The sequence below is a fragment of the Roseicyclus amphidinii genome (assembly GCF_030163755.1).
Classification (GTDB): Bacteria; Pseudomonadota; Alphaproteobacteria; order Rhodobacterales; family Rhodobacteraceae; genus Roseicyclus; species Roseicyclus amphidinii.
In genome coordinates, this window is sequence record NZ_JASJOE010000054.1 from 1 (window position 1) to 19,748 (window position 19,748).

Consider the following 19,748-nt stretch of genomic DNA (forward strand, 5'->3'; position numbering starts at 1 on the left):
CGACGACGACGACGCGCGCGCGGGTCTGCGCGCGGGCGATCATCGGCGCGGACAGCGTGGCGGCTGCCGCGGCGGTGGTGCCCAGGAAAACCCGTCTGTTGATGGTCATATGCAATCCTCCCGTTGCGCCCCTTCGGGGCTGTTGTGGCGCGGGGCGGGTCTGGTCGCCGCGCACCGGTGCGGCCGAGATGTTACTCGACTGTCGAGAAATAGGCCGCCAACGCCGCGAGTTCCTCGTCTCCGAGGCGTCGACTGACCGTATTCATGACCTGATGCTCGCGTGTTCCGTTTCGATATGCAACCATTCCCGCGATGAAGACCGAGGGCGCAAGCCCGCGGATCGACGGGATGTCGCCGCCCCCCTCGTCGCGGTGACAGGCGGTGCATTCATTGGCGAGATACTCGCCATAGGGCACGTCGCCCGCGATCTCGAGGATCGCCGCGACCTCGGGATCGACGGCCGAGGCATCGGGGTCGGCCACCACGTCTTCGGCGCGGCCGCCGGCCTCGAGCATGTAGGCGATCAGATCGGCGCGGTCCTCCTCCGAGCGGATGCCGCGAAAGACCATGCGCGTGCCGGGGAAATAGTCGCGCGGAGCCTCGAGGAAGCGGTCGAGCGCGCCTGCGTCCCAGACCCGCCCCTCGGCCCCGGCGGCACTCAGCACATCCGAGAATTCATAGCCCGCCAGCGCCCCGATCGGGCGGCCGACGATGCCGTTGAGGTGGGGGCCGACGCGGTTGACCGCCCCCTCCCCGATCATGTGGCACGCGGCGCAGGGCCGATACAGCCGTTCCCCCTGCGCCGCGTCCCTTTCGGCCAACGACGGGGAGGACGCCGCCGCCAAAGCCGCAAGGGCCAGCGCGCCGGTCGTTGCGCGCAGCACCCTCATTCGTAGTCGCCCCCTTCGGCGCGGATGTAGGCGATCAGCGCCGCCGCATCCTCTTCCGAGCGCAGCCCGCGGAACGCCATGCGGTTGCCGGGAATGTAGCCGCGCGGGTCGAGCAGGTAGGCGGTCAGCGCCTCGTCATCCCAGACCATTCCGGCGGCCTGCGCCTCCATGAAGGCGGGCGAGTAGCGGAAACCGTCATGGCTGGCCACGGGTGCGCCATAGGTGTTGTTCAGCATCGGGCCGACGCGGCTGACCGCGCCCTCGCCGATCTGGTGGCACGAGGCGCACTGACGCCACAGCCCTTCGCCCGCGGCGACCAGTTCCGGGTCGGGGGCGGCCGGGGCCTCGGGCTCGGCCGCGACCTCGACAACCTCTTCCTCGGCGGCGGGCGTCACCACCGCCTCGGGTTCGGCGGCGGCCTCCTCCTCGGTCTCGGGGGTCACGTTCAGAACCGCCGCGCGGGCCGTGATCTCGATGCTCTCTGCGCAGTTTTCCATGCAGGGCTCGCCCGAGAACACCGCCAGCTCGGTCGCCTCGCGGTCGTCCATGAAGAACGCGTCCTCGTTGGGCATCGGCACCTCGAGGAAGTTCTCGTTCGACAGTTCGAAATCATCGTCCACCATGTTGTTGAGATACATCAGGTAGGCGGTGATGGCATAGACCTCGTCATCACTCAGCGACTGGGCCGCACCGTAGGGCATGGCGCGGTGGACGTAATCCCAGACCGTCGAGAGATAGGGCCAGTAGGAGCCGATGGTCTTGTGCGGGTCGTCGCCGTCGAGCGTGCCGAACCCGCCCGCAAGCACCGGCCAGCGGCCCACCGCCTCGCCGAAGTCGCCGTGACAGACGGCGCAATTGTCGATGTAGAGCTCCTCGCCGGTCCAGACATCGCCGGAGCCAACCGGAAGGCCCTGCCCGTCGGGGCGGATGTCGATGTCCCACGCGGCAACCTCTTCGGGCAGCGCCGCGCGGCCGAGGCCGAAGCCGCCGTCCCGCGAGGGGGCGGGGTTTTCCTGCGCCAGCGCCAGCGTCGCGGTGACGGCCACCAGCGCGGTGGAGAGCGTGAGCGTTTTCATGAGTTCAACCGACTTCGACATTTTCAGCCTCACCGCGTTCGTTGATGGCCCAGGTCTGGATGCCATTGTTGTGGTAGATCGAGTTCACGCCGCGGATCTCGCGCAGCTGGTCCTTGGTGGGCTGCACGTAACCGGTGCTGTCATGCGCCCGGCTCTGCAGCAGGAGCGGCCTGCCGTCCCAGTCGAACTCGAAGTAGAAGCGGTGCATCGACTTGTCGAAGCTCGGCCCGGACATGCGCGCACGGTGCCAGTTGATGCCGCCGTCCAGCGTCACGTCCACCCGCGGGATGGTGCCGCGGCCCGACCAGGCCACGCCGGTCAGGACGGTCGGACCGGGGCCATGGGTGATGGGCGCCTGCGGGCTGGGGTTGGTGATGACCGATTTCGCGTCCATCTCCCAGGTGAAGCGGCGGGCCTGCCCGTCGGAGAACAGGTCGGTGTATTTCGAGGTTTCCTCGCGGTGATGCCAGGGGGCATCGCCCACCTCGATCCGGCGCAGCCACTTGACCCACATGTTGCCTTCCCAGCCGGGCACGACAAGGCGGACCGGGTAGCCCTGCTCGGGGCGCAGCCGCTCGCCGTTCATGTGCGTGGCGACCATGCAGTCGTCCAGCGCCTTTTCCATCGGGATCGAGCGGGTCATCCCCGAGGCATCCGCGCCTTCGGGCAGGATCCAGGTGCCGTTGGTCTTGACGCCCGCCTCTTCCAGCAGCAGCCGCAGCGGGATGCCGGTGTAGACGACGTTGTGGATCATGCCATGGGTGAACTGGCAGCCGTTCAGCTGCGAGCCGCGCCACTCCATGCCGGAGTTTGCCGCGCATTCGAGGAAATACGTCCGGTTCTCGCGCGGGAAGCGCATCAGGTCTTCCATGGTGAAGACCAGCGGCGTGTCCACAAGCCCGTTGATCATGAGCCGGTGCTGGCCCGGATCGATCTCGGCGACGCCGGAATGGTGACGCTCGAAACACAGGCCGTTGGGGGTGATGATCCCCTCCAGCTCATGAAGCGGCGTGAAATTGACCGAGCTGACGGTGTCGGCGGTCAGCCATTCCACGTTGCGGCGCACCACATGCGCCTCGTGCGGCGAGGGCATGCCGTAGGGGGCCGCATCGACTCCCGCGCCCAGATACTGCGTCCACGGCTGCATCTCGGTGATCGCCGGGTCGGGGCCGGCGGCCTGCGCATGGACAAGCTTGCCGGTCGCGGCGGCCCCGGTGGCCACGGCGGCCCCGGCAAGGAACTGCCGGCGCGATTGGGTGAACTTGGGGGTGTCGGTCATGGTTCGATACCTCTCTCTCGGGATGCGGCCTCAGCCGCCCACCACGTCTACGGTGTTGTTGGGTTCGAGCGTCACGGTGCCCTGCGCGCGGATATGATCTTCGACGACCTGCCAGATCGGCGGGCCTTCGGTGCCCTCGTTCACGCTGGCCCAGCCGGCCACGACGTAAGTCTGATCGGGCTGCAAAAGCTCGCCGGTGGACAGAAGCGTCATCTCGGTGATGCGGCTGCCCTGCTCCTTGCTGGTGTCGATCCGGTAGCCGAGGCCACCCACGCGCACCATGTCGCCGCCCTGCTGGTAATAGGCGTCGGGGTTGAAGATGTTGGCGGCCACGTCTTCCATGATGGTGTGCAGCATCTCGCCCGACATCTCGGTGCGGTAGGCGTTGGGATAGGTCATCGCGGTGACGTTGAAGATATCCTCGCGGGTGATGTCCTGCCCCGGCAGCACCGCTGCCCCCCAGCGGAAGCCGGGCGAGAGCGCGATCTGCGCGTCGCGCTGCGAAATCAGCGCGTCGCAGATCACGTCATCCCAGGTGCCGTTGAAATTGCCGCGCCGGAACAGCAGCGAGCCCGACTGCCCGATCACCTCGGACATTTCTTCGGCAAAGGGCGCGCGGGTCTCGTCGACCAGCGCCGTCATCTCGGGATCGGGGGCGATCACGTCCGAGAAGATCGGGATCAGCCGGTGGGTCAGGCCCCGCATCGCGCCGCCCTGCACGTCGAGATCGACGCGGGAGACGAACTTGCCGTGGCTTCCCGACGCGATCAGGAAGGTGTTGCCGACCTGGATCGCCTCGGGCAGCGCGTCATGGGTGTGCCCGGTCAGGATCACGTCGATGCCGGGGATGTCGCGCGCGAACTGGCGGTCCACGTCAAAGCCGTTGTGCGACAGCAGCACGACCACGTCGGCGCCCGCGGCGCGCACCTCCTGCACCACCTCTGCGATGCGCTCGCGGCGCAGGCCGAAGCTCAGCTCGGGGAACATCCAGCCGGGGTTGGCGATGGGCATGTAGGGAAAGGCCTGCCCGATCACGCCGATCGCGGTGCCGTTGCGCTCGAAGATGCGGTAGTCGTCGTAGACCGGCTCGTCCCATTCGGCGTCGAAGATATTGGCCCCGAGGAAAGCGGGGTTCACATGGTTCTCGATCAGCTCGTTGACGCGGGCCGAGCCCAGCGTGAATTCCCAATGCGAGGTCATCGCATCGACGCCCAGCGCGTTGAACAGCTGCACCATGTCCATGCCTTGCGTCCTGAGCGAGGGCAGCGAGCCCTGCCAGGTGTCGCCCCCGTCCAGGATCAGCGCATGCGGGGCCTCGGCCTTGATCGCCTTGACCACCGTCGAGATGCGGTCGAGCCCGCCCATCCGGCCATAGGCCCGCGCCATCGAGGTGAAATCATCGTAGGTCAGCGCGTAATCCATCGCGCTGCCCTGCTCGATGCCGAAGCGCGCGCGGAACTCGGGCCCCACCAGGTGCGGCGGCTGGCCCGCGTGGATGCCCACGCCGATGTTGAATTCCGGCTCGCGGAAATAGATCGGCTGGGTCTGGGCGTGGATGTCGGTGATGTGAACCAGCGTCACGTTGCCGGGGCCACCGGTGCCGATCAGGTCCTCCTGGCTCAGGGTCTGCTGCGCGGCAAGGCGCGCCCAGTTGCCGAAGCCCGACGCGCCATAGAGCGCGGATGTGGCGAGGGCGGCCTGCACGAAGTGGCGACGCGAGATCATGGGTTCAACCTCTGATGATATTCAGGTTATTGAATGTTTAAGCGCAAAACCCGCCCCGGTGTGATCCGGGGCGGGCTGCGATGTCGTGTCAGTTGCGGACGGCGGGGCCTTCGACCGTCAGGCCGTTGCCGCGCGAGGCGACGTAAAGCTCCAGCGCCACGAACTCGGGGCTGCCGATGCCGTAGGGCTCGCCGCGCGTGTCGCGGATACAGCCGCGGAAGCGGTTGTGGACCGAGACGATGTTGGCGTTCTTCAGACGGTAGGTCGGGAAGCCGTTGACCTGCCCCTGGCTGAGATGGTCGGCCCGGATCAGGTTGCCGTAGTTCTGCTCGTGGCAATGGGCGCAGCTCAGTTCCATCTGGCCATAGGCGGTGTAGTAGATCTCCCGCCCAAGTTCCCATGCATCCGCCGCGGGACCGTCGATGGCCACGTCGACCGTCTGGCCGCGCGCGACCGAGGCGATCAGGGCAACCATGTTGCGCATCTGCTGGCTGTCATAGCCATAGGGCTCTTCCATCCCCATGCGCTCGGTCTGGCATTCGATCACCTGCATCTCGACGGTCTGGACCATGCCGTGCTCGGCATCCCACTGGGGATAGCTCGGGCGCACGTTGGCCAGGCTTTCGGGGTTCTCGTGGCACGAGGCGCAGCTGTTGCCCTCGGACCCCATCACCGTGTTGAAGGCGTCGATCCCCTGCTCGACATAGAGCATGCCGGGGTTGTCGAAATCGTCGGCCTGCATGGCGCGGGTTTCATCGGTGCGGAAGACCCACCCCGAGTAGACCGTGCTGAGCGCGCCCTCGAGATGGGCGGCCGGTTCGGTTTCGGTGACGATCGGGATCTCGCCGTTGATGACGAGGCTGTCCCCGGTGCGGATATCGGCGAGGCCGACCCCGGCGGCCGCGAAGGCGAAGACCGCCGCCGAGACACCGCCGAGAAGTGATTTTCTTGTCATGGCCGTAACTTCCTCCCTTGCGACGGCTGGGTGCGTATCCGGATCAGGCGACGGTGATGTCAGCCGTTTCCGTGTAGACCGAGCCGTCGTCGTCGTACCAGGTGAACTCGAAGCTGCCGGTCTCGTTCACGACGGCGTCGAACTGGAAATAGGGGTTGGTCGACACGCCGGGATGGATCTCGACATCCACCACCATCTCGCCGTTGAAGGCACAGGTGAAGCGGTTGATGATCTGCCGCGGGATCGGGTTGCCGTCGCCGTCGCGGCGCAGGCCCGATTCCATCGGGTGACTGATCAGGGTGCGGACCGACACGCTATCGCCGGCCGAGGCATCGCGCGGGACGCGGACGCGGGGAACAACATTCTCTGCCATTGGTTTTCTCCTTGTCCTGTCTGGCTCAGCCGCCGCAGCCGCCGATGGTCACGCGCACGTTCTGGCGCGCCTGCTTGAAGCTGCCGTCGGGCATGCGCGCGATGGCGACGACTTCCTGCTCGCCGGCAAGGCGGATGCGGGTCGAGGCCATGTGCGAGCCCGCCGCCGGGCCGAAATTGAAGGTGCAGACATCGGCCTGCGGGTTGCCTGCCGCCAACAGCATGATCGCCGCGGCGCCGGGGGCGTCGACCTCGATCGGGACGGTGTTGCCGTTCTCGGCGATTTCCGGCGCGATCAGCGTGATGCCGTCGCCGCCCATGTCGGCGCCGCCGGTGAAGGCCTGGATCGCCTCCTCCAGCTCGGCGGCGGATGCGAGCTGCGGCAGGCCGAAGAAGGCGGCCGCAACCGCCAGCCCGGTGCCGACGAATTGCCTGCGTGTCTGGGTCATGAGATCAGTCTCCTTGGTCTCGGGGTTCGGTCTGCGACCGGATCAGTAGTCGGTCAGCGTCATCAGGTAGGCGATCACGTCCTCGATCTCCTGCGCGGACAGGATCGGCTGCAGGTCTTCGGGCGCGGGGCGCGTGGTGAACCGGTCGCCCGGGCGAATGAAGCCCGACACCTTGTAGAAGGCGGGCATGATCGAGTCAGGGAACATCATGTCGGCGTTGACCAGCAGGCCGCGCAGGCCGGGCTCGTCCCAGCGCGCGCCGACACCGTCGAGCGACGGGCCGACCTCGCCATGCCACGGCTCGTCCTCGAGCGCGGTGACCGCATGGCAGGCAAGGCAATTGCCCTGCGCACGGCTGACCATGATGTCGCGTCCGCGCTCGGCGCTTCCGGGTTCCCCGGTGAGGGATTCCATCACTTCACCGTATTCGGACATCACCACCGCGTCGGGCGCGATGACATCGGCTTGAAGACTGGTTGCGGCCATGGCTACGCCGGCCGCCAGCAGCATCTGGCGCTTCACTTTGATTTCCTCCCTTTCGGCCGAGTCAGTGGCCTGTGGTATACCGTAGCCGCGCTCACCCTCAGATTGCAACAACACATTTGATTTTTTGCATGTGAGGGCTAACGCGCGTTTACTCCATCGCCCCCGCCGCGGCCTGGTCGGCGAACATACGGGCATGATATCGCTGAAAATCCTCTTCGCCTTCGTAGCCTTTTTCCAGCACCCAGTTGAGCATGTTGAAGGTCGTCCAGCGCCCGAAGGCACCGGGCATGACCACGGCCGCCGCCTCGATCCCGGTCACGTCCTCGGGGACGTCCTCGGGGAAGAACAGGATCGTGGGCGTGAACAGGTTGCGCCAGCGCCGGGCGATCTCGCGCTCTTCCATCGTCTCGCCGTCGAAATCGGTGACCTCGGTCGAGCCGTGCATGTTGATGCGGATGAAGAAGAACTCCTCCTCGAGCAGGCGCAGGATGTCGGGCTCGACCCAGACCTCCTCGTGCATGCGCGAGCAATAGATGCAGCCGCGCTGCTCGATGATGACGGCAAGGCGCTTACCCTGCGCATTGGCGTCGCCCAGATCCTCGCGCAGGTCCATGAAGGTCTGGTTGAGCCAGGGCGCGATGTGCAGCCCGTCGTCGCCCAGCTCGGCCCGCGCCACGCCCGAAAGCGCCAGCGTGGCGGCGAAGATCAATCCGGTCAGTCTTGCGAACATGGCGTGGGGCCTCCTCTCCCCTTGGCTCTGCGCGATGATCCTGCGCGAGGGTCTATCCAAGCGTCTGGAACACCTCGAACTCGTTGATCATCCATTCCCCGATGTAGAGCAGCGCATTGGTGGCGATCAGCACGCCGAAGACGACAAGCGCACCGCCCATCACCTTCTCCACCGTGCCCAGGTGCCGCCGGAAGCGCCCCATAAGCTTCATGAAGGGCCCGACGAAGCCCGCCGCCAGCACGAAGGGCAGGGTCATGCCGATGCCGTAGGCGGTCAACAGCGCCATCCCCTGCCCCGCCGTGTCGGTGGTGCCCGCCATGAACAGGATCGCCGCCAGCACCGGCCCGACGCAGGGGGTCCAGCCGAAGGCGAAGGCCAACCCGATCACATAGGCCCCGCCAAGGCCGAGGTTGGCCGTGTCGCCGGGTTCCGCGCGCAGCGAACGGTTGAGAAAGCCGATACGGATCACGCCCAGGAAATGCAGACCCATGGCGATGATCATCGCCGCCGCCACGTAGCGCAGCACGTCGAACCAGTCGCGCAGCACCTGCCCGAAGACCGAGGCCGAGGCCCCCAGCGCGACGAAGACGGTCAGGACCCCCGCCGCGAACATCAGCGCGCCGGTGACCGCGCGCAGCCGCGTCGCCCGCGTGACCGCCCCGCCCTGCGCGACCTCGGCCGCGCTCATGCCGCCCAGGTAGCTCAGGTAGAAGGGCACCATCGGCAGGATGCAGGGCGACAGGAACGACAGCAGCCCCGCAATGAAAGCGCCGGTCAGCGAGATATCGAACATTTCGGGAGCCTGCCGTGGACTTCACATTCAAGAATTCATATTATTGTCGGAACAGGAGTTTCGTCAATGTTGCATGTGCAATGGTCCCATCGCGTCAAGGTTGCCCTGCTCTCCGGGCTGGTCCTTTGCGGGCTCGCCTTGCCCCGGCCCACCGCGGCGCAGGACTGGTCGCTGCTGATGGTCGAACAGGCCGGCTGCACCTATTGCGCGCGCTGGCATGCCGATGTCGCGCCGGAATACCCCGCGACCCCCGAGGGGCGCTTTGCCCCGCTGCGCACCGTCGACCTGCGCGACCTGCCGCAGGACGTGAGTTTCGACAGCCGCCCGGTCTACACGCCCACCTTCGTGCTGGTGCGCGACGGGCAGGAGGTCGGCCGCCTCGAGGGCTATCCGGGCGAGGATTTCTTCTGGGGCCTGCTCGGCCACATGCTGACCCAGGCCGATGCGACCTGGGCGACACAGGGCGCGGACGGATGAGGGACACCCGCTTGCCTTGCCCATGTCCGACGTTGAAGATGCGCCCATGAGCCTCGAAGACTACAGGTCCGATGCGGCCCAGACCGATGGGGCGCGCGTCTCGACGATCCTGCCCCGGATCGACGAGCCGATGGATGACGCCACCTGGAAGCGCATCCGCGAGAATGCCGAGACGGCGTCGGATTTCCTCAAGGCGATCAGCCACGAGGGGCGGCTGATGATCCTCTGCGCGCTGGCCAATGGCGAGAAATCCGTGACCGAGATCGAGGCGATGCTCGCCACCCGCCAGGCCGCCGTCTCGCAGCAGCTGTCGCGGCTCCGGCTCGAGGGGCTGGTGACGGCCCGACGCGACGGCAAGCAGATCTATTACCGTTTGACAGACGACCGGGCGCGCATGATCATCGAACGCGTTTACGAGTTGTTCTGCACCTGAACCCTCGCCGCCGGACCCGCGCGGTTGTGGCCGGTTCGGGTCGAAGGGAGGGAACATGCTCGACACCCAGCTCGGCGCGATGCTCGAGACCGTGATGACCACGCTGGGAGAGGCGTGGACCATCACCCTGATCGGACTTGCCGGTGGCCTCGTGCTCGGCCTTGCCGCCCGGCTCGGGCGGTTCTGCACGCTCGGCATGATCGAGGATGTGCATTACGGCCATGACCGTGCGCGGCTGTGGATGTGGGCCTGCGCGCTTGGCGCGGCCATGGCCGTCAGCTTCGCCGCCGAGGCCGCGGGGCTGATCCGCCTGCACCAGGCGATCTACCTGATGAACGGCTTCACGCTGGCCGGTGCCGCGGTCGGCGGGCTGTTGTTCGGCTACGGCATGGCGCAGGCGGGCAATTGCGGCTACGGGATGCTCGCGCGCCTTGGCGGCGGCGACCTGCGCGCGATGGTCATCGCCGTGGTCATGGGCATCGCCGCCTATGTCGCGCTCTCCGGGCCGCTGGCCGCGCTGCGCGCGCGGATGTTCCCGTTCGAACCCCACCCCGAGGCGCCGCAGGGCTGGGCGCATTGGCTGGGCGAGGCCACCGGGCTGGCCCCCTGGGCCATCGGCGGCGCACTGGCGCTGGTGCTGATCCTCGCCGCCGGAACCGCACTTGCGCGCCGCGGCCACTGGAAGGAACTGTTCTGGGCCATTGTCGCGGGCACCGCGATCTCGAGCGGCTTCCTCGGCACGGCCTGGGTGGCCAACACCGGCTTCGAGCCCTGGCTCGTGCAATCGCACACCTTCACCGCCCCCGTGGGCGACTCGATCCGCTACGCGATGTTCGCATCGGGCCTGCAGCCCGATTTCGCAATCGGCTCGGTCATCGGCGTGGTGATCGGCGCGTTCGTCGGCAGCCTGATCCGTGACGGCTTCCGCTGGGAAGCCTGCGACGACCCGCGCGAGCTGAAGCGCCAGATGGGCGGCGCGGTGCTGATGGGCTTCGGCGCGGTGATCGCGGGCGGCTGCTCGGTCGGTCAGGGCCTGTCGGCCCTGTCGCTCCTGTCGTTCCACGCGCCCGTCGTGGCGCTGTCGATCTGGCTGGGCGCATGGCTGGGCCTGCGCCAGCTGATCGAGGGGCTGGGACTGGCGCGCGAGGTCTGAGCGGGGGGCCTTGCCCCGCCATGGGCGCGCAAGGACATCAGCTTGACCTGTCGCGCCGCCGGACAAGCAGAAAAAGCACCAGCGCGACACCGGCAGGCAGCAATTGTGGAAGGCCTGACCGGATGTCCAGCGTCACGGCGGCCGCCATGCCCGCAACCGCGACGAACAGCAGGAAACAGGTGGCGATCCTGAATTGCCAGTCTTCGTCGCGGATCAGGACGGCCCAGATCAACCCGACGGCAAGAAAGGCATTGTAGACCCCCTGGTTGGCGGCCAGTTGGGTGGTTTGCGCGAACAGGTCTTGGGGCAACATGTCGAACACGGCGGGCCCCCGCGACGTCCAGGCGAAGATCTCGAACCAGGCGATGTAGAGGTGCAGGGCTGCGATCAACGCCAAAAGGATCAATGCGGTCGTCTTCATGATAGCTCCCAACTCGTTACGGTGGCGGCGCAGGAAACCGGGCAATGCACCGCGCCGATGCTCTGCCTAGCATGGGGCGGGGAGAAAGGGCAGCGCAGGTTCGCGCAGCCCCCGCGCCTCCGCGGCCTACCCCCTCTCCGCCTCGGCCACGTTGCGCTTCACGTCCAGGAAGCTGTCGGGCGTGACGGAAATCGTGTCGATCCCCGCCTCGACCAGAAGCCTTGCAAAGGCCGGATCGTTCGAGGGAGCTTGCCCGCACAGCCCGATCTTGCGCCCCGCGGCCTTGGCCCGCGCGATGGCCTCGCGGATCATCCACAGGACCGCCGGGTCGCGTTCCCTGAAGACATGGGCCAGCTCGCCGCTGTCGCGGTCGACGCCGAGGGTGAGCTGCGTCAGGTCGTTCGAGCCGATGGAAAACCCGTCGAAGCGCGCGGCGAACTCCTCGGCCCGGATCACGTTCGAGGGGATCTCGGTCATGACGTAAAGCTGCAAGCCGTCCTTGCCGCGCTCGAGCCCGTAGCGCGCCATGACCTCGGCCACGCGGTCCGCCTCTTCGGGGGAGCGGCAGAAGGGGACCATGACGATGGCATTGTCGAAGCCCATCTCGCCCCGAAGCCGCAGGATCGCGCGGCATTCGAGGGCGAAGGCGCGTTCGTAGAACTCCGAGTAATACCGCGCGGCCCCGCGCAGCCCGATCATCGGGTTCTCTTCCTCGGGCTCGTAGAGCGTGCCGCCCAGAAGCTCGGCATATTCGTTCGACTTGAAATCCGACAGGCGGATGATGACCGGCTCGGGATACCAGATCGCGGCGATGCGGCCCAAACCGCGGGCCAGCGTCTCGACGAAATAATCGGTGGGGCTGTCGTAGCCCCGGATAAGCGTGGTCAGCTCGGCCTTCACCCCCTCGTCCGTCAGGGTGTCATGGTCCAGCAGCGCCAGCGGATGCGCCTTGATCACGTTGGAGATCAGGAACTCCATCCGGGCAAGGCCCACGCCCGCGGCGGGCAACCGCCACCAGCGCGTCGCCGCCGAAGGGTCGGCCACGTTCAGCATCACCCGCGTCTGCGTCTCGGGGATGTCGTCGAGGCTGATATCCTCGGTCGTGATCTCGCCGATCCCGTCGTAGATCGTGCCCTTGTCCCCTTCGGCGCAGGAGACCGTCAGGTCCTGCCCGTCATGCAGCACATGGGTCGCATCGCCGGTCCCCACGATGGCGGGCAGGCCAAGCTCGCGGCTGACGATGGCGGCATGGGACGTGCGCCCGCCGTGGTCGGTCACGATGGCCGCCGCGCGCTTCATGATCGGCACCCAGTCGGGGTCGGTGATCGAGGTTACCAGCACCGAGCCGTCGACGAACTTGTCGATATCGGCCGCCGACTGGATCAGGCAGGCGCGGCCTGCGGCGGCGGCGTTGCCGACGCTGAGCCCCTCCAGCACCTTGGGGCCAGCGGGGGTCACGCTGTAGGATTGCAGCACGTGAGAGGACTTGCGCGACTGCACCGTCTCGGGCCGGGCCTGCACGATGTAAAGCGCGCCGGTGATCCCGTCCTTCGCCCATTCCATGTCCATGGGCAGGCCGTAATGATCCTCGATCGTGATCGCCATGCGGGCCAGCTCCAGCACCTCGGCGTCGCTCAGCGTGAACCGCGCGCGCTCGGCCTTGGACGTGGGCACGTTGCGCGTCTGCGGCTCGCCTTTGCTGCCGTAGATCATCTTGACCTCTTTCGCGCCGAGGTCCTTGGCGACGATGGGGCTGAGGTCAACATCACCCGCGAAGGGCTTGAACACCATGAATTCATCGGGGTCCACGGCCCCTTGCACCACGTTCTCGCCCAGCCCCCATGCCCCGGTGATCAGCACGAAGCGGTCGCAGCCGGTTTCCGTGTCGATCGAGAACATGACGCCCGACGACGACATGTCCGAACGCACCATCATCTGCACGCCGACCGACAGCGCGACCTCGGAATGGTCAAAGCCCTGCACCCGGCGGTAGCTGATCGCCCGGTCGGTGAAGAGCGAGGCGTAGCAGCGGCGGCAGGCGGTGATCAGCGCATCCTCGCCGGTGATGTTGAGGAACGTCTCCTGCTGGCCGGCAAAGCTCGCGTCGGGCAGGTCCTCGGCGGTGGCCGAGGAACGCACGGCGACCGAGGGCGCCGCCTGCCCCAGCCGCTCGCCCAAGTCGCGGTAGGCCGCGCGGATGTCGGCCTCGACCGCCTTGGGCCAATGCCCCCGCTCGAAGGCATAGCGAAGCGCGGTGCCGACCTCGGCCAGCGTCATCCGCCCGGCCTCGAGCGCCGCCACGTGATCGGCGATCACCGGGCCAAGATCGTTCTCGTCGACAAAGGTGCGGTAGGCGTCCGAGGTGGTGGCAAAGCCCGTCGGCACGCGGATGCCCTTGGGCCCCAGCGTCGAGATCATCTCGCCCAGCGACGCGTTCTTGCCACCCACAAGCGCCACGTCCTCGCGCTTCAACGCCTCGAACCAGATCAGGTTGGCCGACATCTCTCTGCACCTCCTCTTGCATGGCTGTTCCTTGGCCCCTGCGATCAGCCTGCCCCTGCGCCGCGCCGCGCACATTGACCCGTGTCAAACAGGTTGCAGACGAAACCGCCTAGCATCGCCGTAAGCAGGAAAGGTGCGTCGTGCAGGCAGACCCCGGATCATCGCGGCCCCTCGGGCTGAACCCCACAGAGATCGCCGCGGCGCGCACTGCGCATGGCTGGAACGAGCTGCCCGAGGGCAAGCCCGTTTCGCCGCTGGCGGTGCTGTGGCGGCAGGTCTCGGGGCTTCTGGTGCTCATGCTGATCGGGGCGGCACTGATCGCGCTGGCGCTGGGCGAGGTGGTGGACGCCATCGCCATCGGCGCGGTGGTGGTGCTGAACGCCGCCCTCGGCTTCGTGCAGGAATGGCGCGCCGAGCGCGCGATCCGGTCGCTCAAGGCGATGATGTCGCCACAGGCGGTCGTGATCCGCGAGGGCCGCGAGCAGATGATCCCCGCGCGCGAGCTGGTGCCGGGCGACGTGATCCTGCTGGCCGAGGGCGACCGCGTGCCCGCCGATGCCCAGATCACCGCCGAGGCGGGCCTGCGGCTGGACGAGGCGATGCTGACAGGGGAATCCGTGCCGGTGTCGAAACCACCCGGCGACACGGTCTTTTCCGGAACAACGGTGACGAGCGGCCATGCCGAGGCGCAGGTCACCCGGATCGGGGCGGCCACCGAGTTCGGGCAGGTGGCCGAGCTGACCGGCACCGTGGAAAGGGCCGAGACCTCGCTCCAGCGCGAGTTGGGCCACCTCGCCCGGCAGTTGGGCTGGATCGCGCTGGCCGTCGCCGCCGTGGTCGCGGGCATGGGCGCATGGCGCGGGCTCGAGGCGCTGCAGGTCTTCATGCTGGGCCTGTCGATGGCCGTGGCCATGGTGCCCGAGGGGCTGCCCGCCGTCGTGACCGTGACGCTTGCGCTTGGTGCCGCCGCAATGGCGCGACGGCAGGCGCTGGTGCGCCACCTTCAGGCGGTCGAGACGCTGGGCGCGGCCAGCGTGATCTGCACCGACAAGACCGGCACGCTGACCGAGAACGCGATGACGGTGCGGCGGCTCTGGACAGGGGCGGGCGACTACACTGTCACCGGACGCGGCTACGACCCCGCCGGCCATGTCGAGCGCGACGGCCAGAAGCGCCGCGCGGGTGATGATGCACTGCTTGCCCGTGCCGCGCAAGTGGCGCTCGCCTGCACCCATGCGCGCCTGCAGCGCGACGGCGATGGCTGGCGCGCGCTCGGCGATCCGACCGAAGCGGCGCTGATCGTGTTGGCCCACAAGGCCTGGGCCGAACCGCCCGACCCAGACGCGGTCATCGCCGAACTGCCCTTCACCTCGGACCGCAAGCGGATGAGCGTCCTGATCCGCGGGACCGACGGCAACCGCGTCCTGACCAAGGGCGCGCCCGAGCTGGTCATCGACCTTTGCACCCGGATCGAGGGGCCTGACGGCCCCCTGCCCCTTACCCTCGACCGCGCGGAGAACGCCCACGCAGCCGCGCAGGCCATGGCCGCACAAGGTCTGCGCGTCATCGCGCTGGCCCATCGGGAAACCACGGGCCACCGCATCGACGAGGAAGACCTGACGCTGATCGGCCTTGCAGGGCTGATCGACCCGCCCCGCGCCGAGGTGGGACAGGCCATCGCCGCCGCGCAGGCGGCGGGCATCCGCACGCTGATGATCACCGGCGACCATCCCGAGACGGCGCGCGCCATCGCCACGGCCCTCGGCCTGCCCGCGGCCCGCGTCATCACCGGCCCCGAGATCGAGGCGATGGACGAAACCACGCTGGCCGCGACGGTCACCGGTGAGGTCGCCTTCGCCCGCGTCTCGCCCGCGCACAAGCTGCGCATCATCGCGGCGCTGCAGGCGCAGGGCGAAACCGTCGGCATGACCGGCGACGGGGTGAACGACGCGCCCGCGCTGCGAAAGGCCGACATCGGCATCGCCATGGGCATCCGCGGCACCGAGGTCGCCAAGGATGCCGCCGATCTCGTGCTGCTCGACGACAATTACGCCACCATCGTCGGCGCCATCGCCGAGGGGCGGCGGCAGTTCGACAACACGCGCAAGTTCGTGCGCTACCTGCTCAGTTCCAACGCGGGAGAGGTCGTGGCGCTGCTGATCAACACGGCGATGCTCGCGCCGCTGATCTTTCTTCCCACGCAGATCCTGTGGATGAACCTGGTCACCGACGGGGTCACCGCCGTCGCGCTGGGGCTGGAGCCGGGCGAGAAGGCGCAGATGAAGGACCCGCCCCGCCCGCAGAGCGAGCGCATCCTGTCGTTGACATCGGCGCCGCTGATCCTGTGCTTCGGGCTTTATACCGGGCTGGCAAGCCTCTGGATCTTCGAAACCCTGCGCCCCGCGGGGGTGGAGATTGCCCGCACCGCGGCCTTCACGGCGATGGTGGTTTTCGAGAAGACCAGCGTCTTCGCCTTCCGCTCGCTCCGCACACCGGGGTGGCGGCTCGGCTACCTGTCGAACCCCGCCCTGCTCGTCGCCTTCGCGGCGATGATGGCGCTGCAGGTGGCGGCGGTCTATTGGGCACCGCTTCAGACGCTTCTGCAGACCGTGCCGCTGCGCCTGTCGGACTGGGGCCTGATCGCGGGCTTCGCGCTGCCGCTGCTGGTTCTGCCGGAGATCTGGAAGAGCCTGCGCACGGCGCGCTGACGGCCAGTTGACGGGCCGGGGACCGTCCCGCCTGTCATTCCCGAAGCGCGCTGTCCTTCACGCGGACCACCGGGGCCGTGAGATAGGCCAGGACCGTGCGTTTTCCCGAGAGGATATCCACCGTGGCAACCATGCCGGGCAGGATCTCGACCTCGGTCCCATCGGCGTCGGTCAGGGTGCCCAGCGTGCGGATCTCCACGACAAAGACCCTTGCGTTGCCGTCGGGATGGGTCACGGCATCGGCCCCGACCCGCAGGATCGTGGCGTCGATGCTGCCGTAGCGCGAGGGATCATAGGCGCTGAGCGACACCCTCACATCCTGCCCGGCGCGCACGAAGGCGACATCCTCGGGCGGCAAGTAGGCCTCGACCAGCAGCTCGTCGCCCAGCGGCACGATCTCCACCAGGGGATCGCCCGGTCGCGCCAGCGCGCCGAGCGTGATGGGCAGGATGCGGTTGACGATCCCGCGGACCGGCGCGCGCAACACCGAGCGGTCCACGCGCGCCTGCAGCGCGGGCAGCATGGCGCGCAATTCGGCCAGCTCGGCCTCGGCCCGCGCAAGCTCGTCCAGCGCATCGGCCCGCATGCCGGAGCGCGCGGCGACCACCCGGTCGCGGATTTCCTCGACCGCGGCCTCGGCACCCGCCAGCGCCGCCTGCGCCTCCGACACCCGCCCGACCCCCTCGGCCTCGCGGCCGAGCAGGGCCGTCAGCGTCGTCCGCGGCTCGATGCTCTCCTCGACCAGCGGGCGCATCAGGGCGATGTCCTCGCGGATCAGGGCCAGCGTGTGCTCGGACGTGCGCACCCGTATCCGCGCCTCGAGAACCGCCTGCTCGCGCTGGCGGGCCTGCCGTTCCAGAACCGCGATCTCGTCGCGCAGCGCCGATTGCCGCGCCTCGAACAGCGACAGTTCCGAGGCGACCAGCGCCGGGCTTTCGATCTGACCGGACGCATCGGGCGCGAACGGTGTGCCGTCCGCTTCGGCCCGCAGCCGCGCGACCCTGAGATCGAGCGCTGCGATCCGCCGCTCGGCCTGGATCAGCTCGGCCTCGAAGGACCGCCCGTCGAGCGTGACCAGCGGCGCGCCGGCCTCCACACGGTCCCCCTCGCGGACATGCAGCCCGAGGATGACCGCCGCTTCGGCGGCCTGCACCACCTGCACCTCGCCGCTGGGCACCACCCGCCCGTCGGTGCGGGTCACGGAATCAAGCTCGGTCAGCGCGGCCCAGGCCGTGGCCGCCGCCAGCAAGGCCAGGATCACCAGCAAGAGCAGCGATGCCCGGAGCGGGTGCCCCCCGCGGGTCCGGCGGGCCATCTCGCGGGCCGAGGCGATGTGCGGTTCCGTCACCCCGCTCACCCTCCGGCCGCGGCGCCGAGGACGCGCGCCTTGGGGCCGTCCTGAACGATGCGGCCCTGTCCCATGACGATCACGCGGTCGACCAGCTCGAGCAGGCTGGGCCGATGCGTGACGACGATCAGCGTCCGCCCCCCGAGATGATCCTTCAGGCGCGCGATGACGGCCCGTTCGGTCATCGCATCCATGGCCGAGGTGGGTTCGTCGAGCAACAGGACCGGCGGTCTGCCCAACAGCGCGCGCGCCAGCGCCACCGACTGACGCTGCCCGCCCGACAGGCCCTCGCCCCGTTCCCCGATCATCCGGTCATACCCGTCCGCACGGCTGGCCGCGAAGGCCTCGACCCCGGCCAGCCGTGCCGCCTCGAGCAGTTCGGCGTCCGAGGCATGGGGCGCGCCGAGGGTGATGTTGTCACGCAGACTGCCCGAGAACAGCCACGCGTCCTGCAGGACCGATCCGATGTTGCGCCTCAGGTCGCCGGGGTCGATCTGGCGAATGTCGGTCCCATCCACCCGAACCGACCCGGAGGACGGGGCGTAAAGCCCGAGCATCAGCCGCGCCAGGGTGCTTTTCCCCGATCCGATGGGCCCGAGTATGGCGACCTTTTCGCCCGGCGCGATCTCGAGGCTGACATCCTCGAGACTGCCATCCGAGGCACCGGGATAACTGAAGCTGACCTTGTGCAGGCTCACGCCGCCCTGCAACCGGTCGCGCGCCAGGTGGCGTTTGCCGGCCGGGCGCTCGGTCTCGGCCTGCATCATGCGCTCGATGGCGCGATAGGCGGTGCGGGTCTGGCTGATCCGCGTGAGCGTCTGCGCGATCTGCGCAAGCGGCGTCAGCGCCCGCCCGGTCAGGATCACGCTTGCGATGAGCGCGCCCATCGACAACGTGCCGTCGATGATCAGGAAGACGCCGAAGAACACGATCCCGATCTGCGAGACCTGCTGGACGAAGGCGGTGGCGTTCAGGGCCAGCTGGCTGATCGCCCGCGACCGGACCCCGTGTTCGGCCTGCGCGGCAAGCGCGCGGTCCCAGCGGGTCTTCATCCGCGCTTCCCCGCGGGAGGCCTTGATCGTCTCGAGGCCCGACAGCGCCTCGACCAGCACGCTTTGCTTGGACTGACCGTCGGCAAAGCTCCGCTCCGCGAGCCGCGACAGGAAAGGCTGGGTCGCAAGCGCGACAATCAGCACCGTGGGGATGGCAAGCGCCGGCACGATGGCCAGGGGCCCGCCGATCATGGCGATGACGGCGACGAAGAGCAGGATGAAGGGCAGGTCCACGATGGCCGCGAGCGAGGCCGAGGTGAAGAAATCGCGGATCGTCTCGAACTCGCGCAGCGCGGCGGCGGTCGCACCGGTCGAGCCCGACCGCGCCGACAGCCGGATCGACAGCACCTTGTCGAAGATCGCGCGGCCCATGGACAGGTCGGCGCGCTGCCCCGCCCGGTCGATGAACCCCGCCCGCAGGCTGCGGATGACGAAATCGAAGCCCAGCGCGATGCCCACCCCGATGGTCAGCGCCACAAGGCTCTCTATCGCCTCGTTGGGCAGGACACGGTCATAGACGACCATGATGAAGATCGAGGTGGTCAGGCCGAGGACATTCGCCACCGCCGCGGCAAGCGCGACCTGCAGGTAGTTCCACCTGTTCGCGGCGAGTGCCGAGCGGAACCAGTGCCCTTCCGCCATCGTGCCGCCATCTGCGCGGGCGCGGGGCCGGATCAGCACCGCCTGCCCGGCATAGACCTCGGACAGCTCGCCCTCGGACAGGAAGCCATGCGTGCCCGGCCCGAGGCGGGGGTCGTGAACCGCCCAGCCACCGGCCTGCCGCTCCTCGGCGACAAGGGCACCGGTCCGCGTCAGCAGCACGGCGGGCAGGACCGCGCGGTCCAGCTCGGCCAGCGCGAGGGGCCCGAGCGCCACGTCGAAACCCGCGGCGCTGGCCG

At 68.3% G+C, this 19,748-nt stretch carries 18 protein-coding genes; 4 read left to right on the plus strand and 14 right to left on the minus strand.

The genetic code is table 11. The features are described from left to right. Positions 1-191: 191 nt before the first annotated feature. The 10 genes from QQK83_RS15150 to QQK83_RS15195 all read right to left on the minus strand — a co-directional run bounded on the left by QQK83_RS15150 (position 192) and on the right by QQK83_RS15195 (position 8,755). Positions 192-890, minus strand: a complete 699-nt coding sequence (locus QQK83_RS15150; RefSeq protein ID WP_284265646.1) for a c-type cytochrome — start codon at positions 888-890, stop codon at positions 192-194. Continuing rightward, positions 887-1,966 carry a c-type cytochrome gene (locus QQK83_RS15155; protein ID WP_284265648.1) on the minus strand — a complete coding sequence of 360 codons (1,080 nt, stop codon included), beginning with the start codon at positions 1,964-1,966 and terminating at the stop codon, positions 887-889. The genes QQK83_RS15150 and QQK83_RS15155 overlap by 4 nt, the downstream gene beginning before the upstream one ends. Positions 1,967-1,970: 4 nt before the next feature. After that, on the minus strand, positions 1,971-3,245 hold the full coding sequence (gene soxC / locus QQK83_RS15160) for a sulfite dehydrogenase (protein WP_284265651.1): 1,275 nt from the start codon (positions 3,243-3,245) through the stop codon (positions 1,971-1,973). 30 nt (positions 3,246-3,275) lie between these two features. Then, positions 3,276-4,970, minus strand: a complete 1,695-nt coding sequence (gene soxB / locus QQK83_RS15165) for a thiosulfohydrolase SoxB (RefSeq protein WP_284265652.1) — start codon at positions 4,968-4,970, stop codon at positions 3,276-3,278. An 88-nt stretch (positions 4,971-5,058) separates the two neighbouring features. Further along, positions 5,059-5,925, minus strand: coding sequence for a sulfur oxidation c-type cytochrome SoxA (gene soxA / locus QQK83_RS15170; protein WP_284265654.1), 867 nt, complete (start codon positions 5,923-5,925; stop codon positions 5,059-5,061). 43 nt (positions 5,926-5,968) lie between these two features. Then, positions 5,969-6,298, minus strand: a complete 330-nt coding sequence (gene soxZ / locus QQK83_RS15175; protein ID WP_284265656.1) for a thiosulfate oxidation carrier complex protein SoxZ — start codon at positions 6,296-6,298, stop codon at positions 5,969-5,971. 25 nt (positions 6,299-6,323) lie between these two features. Further along, a complete protein-coding gene (gene soxY, locus QQK83_RS15180) occupies positions 6,324-6,746 on the minus strand; it encodes a thiosulfate oxidation carrier protein SoxY (RefSeq protein ID WP_284265658.1) in 423 nt (140 codons plus the stop codon). Positions 6,747-6,788: 42 nt separating this feature from the next. Further along, on the minus strand, positions 6,789-7,268 hold the full coding sequence (gene soxX, locus QQK83_RS15185) for a sulfur oxidation c-type cytochrome SoxX (protein WP_284265660.1): 480 nt from the start codon (positions 7,266-7,268) through the stop codon (positions 6,789-6,791). Positions 7,269-7,380: 112 nt separating this feature from the next. Further along, positions 7,381-7,962, minus strand: coding sequence for a thioredoxin family protein (locus QQK83_RS15190; protein WP_284265662.1), 582 nt, complete (start codon positions 7,960-7,962; stop codon positions 7,381-7,383). 52 nt (positions 7,963-8,014) lie between these two features. Continuing rightward, complete coding sequence (locus tag QQK83_RS15195) at positions 8,015-8,755, minus strand: cytochrome c biogenesis CcdA family protein (RefSeq protein WP_284265664.1); 741 nt, start codon at positions 8,753-8,755, stop codon at positions 8,015-8,017. A gap of 66 nt (positions 8,756-8,821) precedes the next feature. Between QQK83_RS15195 and QQK83_RS15200 the strand changes: the two genes are divergently transcribed. The 3 genes from QQK83_RS15200 (at position 8,822) to QQK83_RS15210 (ending at position 10,818) form a co-directional block, all read left to right on the plus strand. Beyond that, positions 8,822-9,232, plus strand: coding sequence for a thioredoxin domain-containing protein (locus QQK83_RS15200; RefSeq protein ID WP_284265667.1), 411 nt, complete (start codon positions 8,822-8,824; stop codon positions 9,230-9,232). Positions 9,233-9,362: 130 nt separating this feature from the next. Then, positions 9,363-9,665 carry an ArsR/SmtB family transcription factor gene (locus QQK83_RS15205; protein ID WP_284265682.1) on the plus strand — a complete coding sequence of 101 codons (303 nt, stop codon included), beginning with the start codon at positions 9,363-9,365 and terminating at the stop codon, positions 9,663-9,665. 55 nt (positions 9,666-9,720) lie between these two features. Beyond that, positions 9,721-10,818, plus strand: coding sequence for a YeeE/YedE family protein (locus tag QQK83_RS15210; RefSeq protein WP_284265669.1), 1,098 nt, complete (start codon positions 9,721-9,723; stop codon positions 10,816-10,818). A gap of 37 nt (positions 10,819-10,855) precedes the next feature. Here the strand turns inward: QQK83_RS15210 and QQK83_RS15215 are convergent, their stop codons facing one another. Further along, positions 10,856-11,239 (minus strand): DUF1304 domain-containing protein, encoded by a 384-nt coding sequence (locus tag QQK83_RS15215; protein WP_284265671.1) that lies wholly within the window; start codon positions 11,237-11,239, stop codon positions 10,856-10,858. Between the two features lie 126 nt (positions 11,240-11,365). Next, positions 11,366-13,741 (minus strand): phosphoenolpyruvate synthase, encoded by a 2,376-nt coding sequence (gene ppsA / locus QQK83_RS15220; RefSeq protein ID WP_284265673.1) that lies wholly within the window; start codon positions 13,739-13,741, stop codon positions 11,366-11,368. 140 nt (positions 13,742-13,881) lie between these two features. On the opposite strand from ppsA, the gene QQK83_RS15225 reads away from it, so the two are divergent. Next, positions 13,882-16,449 (plus strand): cation-translocating P-type ATPase, encoded by a 2,568-nt coding sequence (locus QQK83_RS15225; RefSeq protein WP_284265676.1) that lies wholly within the window; start codon positions 13,882-13,884, stop codon positions 16,447-16,449. Positions 16,450-16,483: 34 nt separating this feature from the next. On the opposite strand, the gene QQK83_RS15230 is transcribed toward QQK83_RS15225, so the two are convergent. Together QQK83_RS15230 and QQK83_RS15235 are read right to left on the minus strand one after the other, a co-directional pair. After that, positions 16,484-17,797, minus strand: coding sequence for an HlyD family type I secretion periplasmic adaptor subunit (locus QQK83_RS15230; RefSeq protein WP_284265678.1), 1,314 nt, complete (start codon positions 17,795-17,797; stop codon positions 16,484-16,486). A gap of 5 nt (positions 17,798-17,802) precedes the next feature. Beyond that, the coding region (locus tag QQK83_RS15235) for a type I secretion system permease/ATPase (RefSeq protein WP_284265680.1) at positions 17,803-19,748 on the minus strand (1,946 nt) is incomplete at its 5' end.

Excerpts from the sequence above, each read along its gene's own strand:
- QQK83_RS15150 (WP_284265646.1), bottom strand. The coding sequence starts at position 890 with ATGAGGGTGCTGCGCGCAACGACCGGCGCGCTGGCCCTTGCGGCTTTG.
- QQK83_RS15155 (WP_284265648.1), bottom strand. The coding sequence starts at position 1,966 with ATGAAAACGCTCACGCTCTCCACCGCGCTGGTGGCCGTCACCGCGACG.
- soxC (WP_284265651.1), bottom strand. The coding sequence starts at position 3,245 with ATGACCGACACCCCCAAGTTCACCCAATCGCGCCGGCAGTTCCTTGCC.
- soxB (WP_284265652.1), bottom strand. The coding sequence starts at position 4,970 with ATGATCTCGCGTCGCCACTTCGTGCAGGCCGCCCTCGCCACATCCGCG.
- soxA (WP_284265654.1), bottom strand. The coding sequence starts at position 5,925 with ATGACAAGAAAATCACTTCTCGGCGGTGTCTCGGCGGCGGTCTTCGCC.
- soxZ (WP_284265656.1), bottom strand. The coding sequence starts at position 6,298 with ATGGCAGAGAATGTTGTTCCCCGCGTCCGCGTCCCGCGCGATGCCTCG.
- soxY (WP_284265658.1), bottom strand. The coding sequence starts at position 6,746 with ATGACCCAGACACGCAGGCAATTCGTCGGCACCGGGCTGGCGGTTGCG.
- QQK83_RS15190 (WP_284265662.1), bottom strand. The coding sequence starts at position 7,962 with ATGTTCGCAAGACTGACCGGATTGATCTTCGCCGCCACGCTGGCGCTT.
- QQK83_RS15195 (WP_284265664.1), bottom strand. The coding sequence starts at position 8,755 with ATGTTCGATATCTCGCTGACCGGCGCTTTCATTGCGGGGCTGCTGTCG.
- QQK83_RS15200 (WP_284265667.1), top strand. The coding sequence starts at position 8,822 with ATGTTGCATGTGCAATGGTCCCATCGCGTCAAGGTTGCCCTGCTCTCC.
- QQK83_RS15205 (WP_284265682.1), top strand. The coding sequence starts at position 9,363 with ATGGATGACGCCACCTGGAAGCGCATCCGCGAGAATGCCGAGACGGCG.
- QQK83_RS15210 (WP_284265669.1), top strand. The coding sequence starts at position 9,721 with ATGCTCGACACCCAGCTCGGCGCGATGCTCGAGACCGTGATGACCACG.
- QQK83_RS15215 (WP_284265671.1), bottom strand. The coding sequence starts at position 11,239 with ATGAAGACGACCGCATTGATCCTTTTGGCGTTGATCGCAGCCCTGCAC.
- ppsA (WP_284265673.1), bottom strand. The coding sequence starts at position 13,741 with ATGTCGGCCAACCTGATCTGGTTCGAGGCGTTGAAGCGCGAGGACGTG.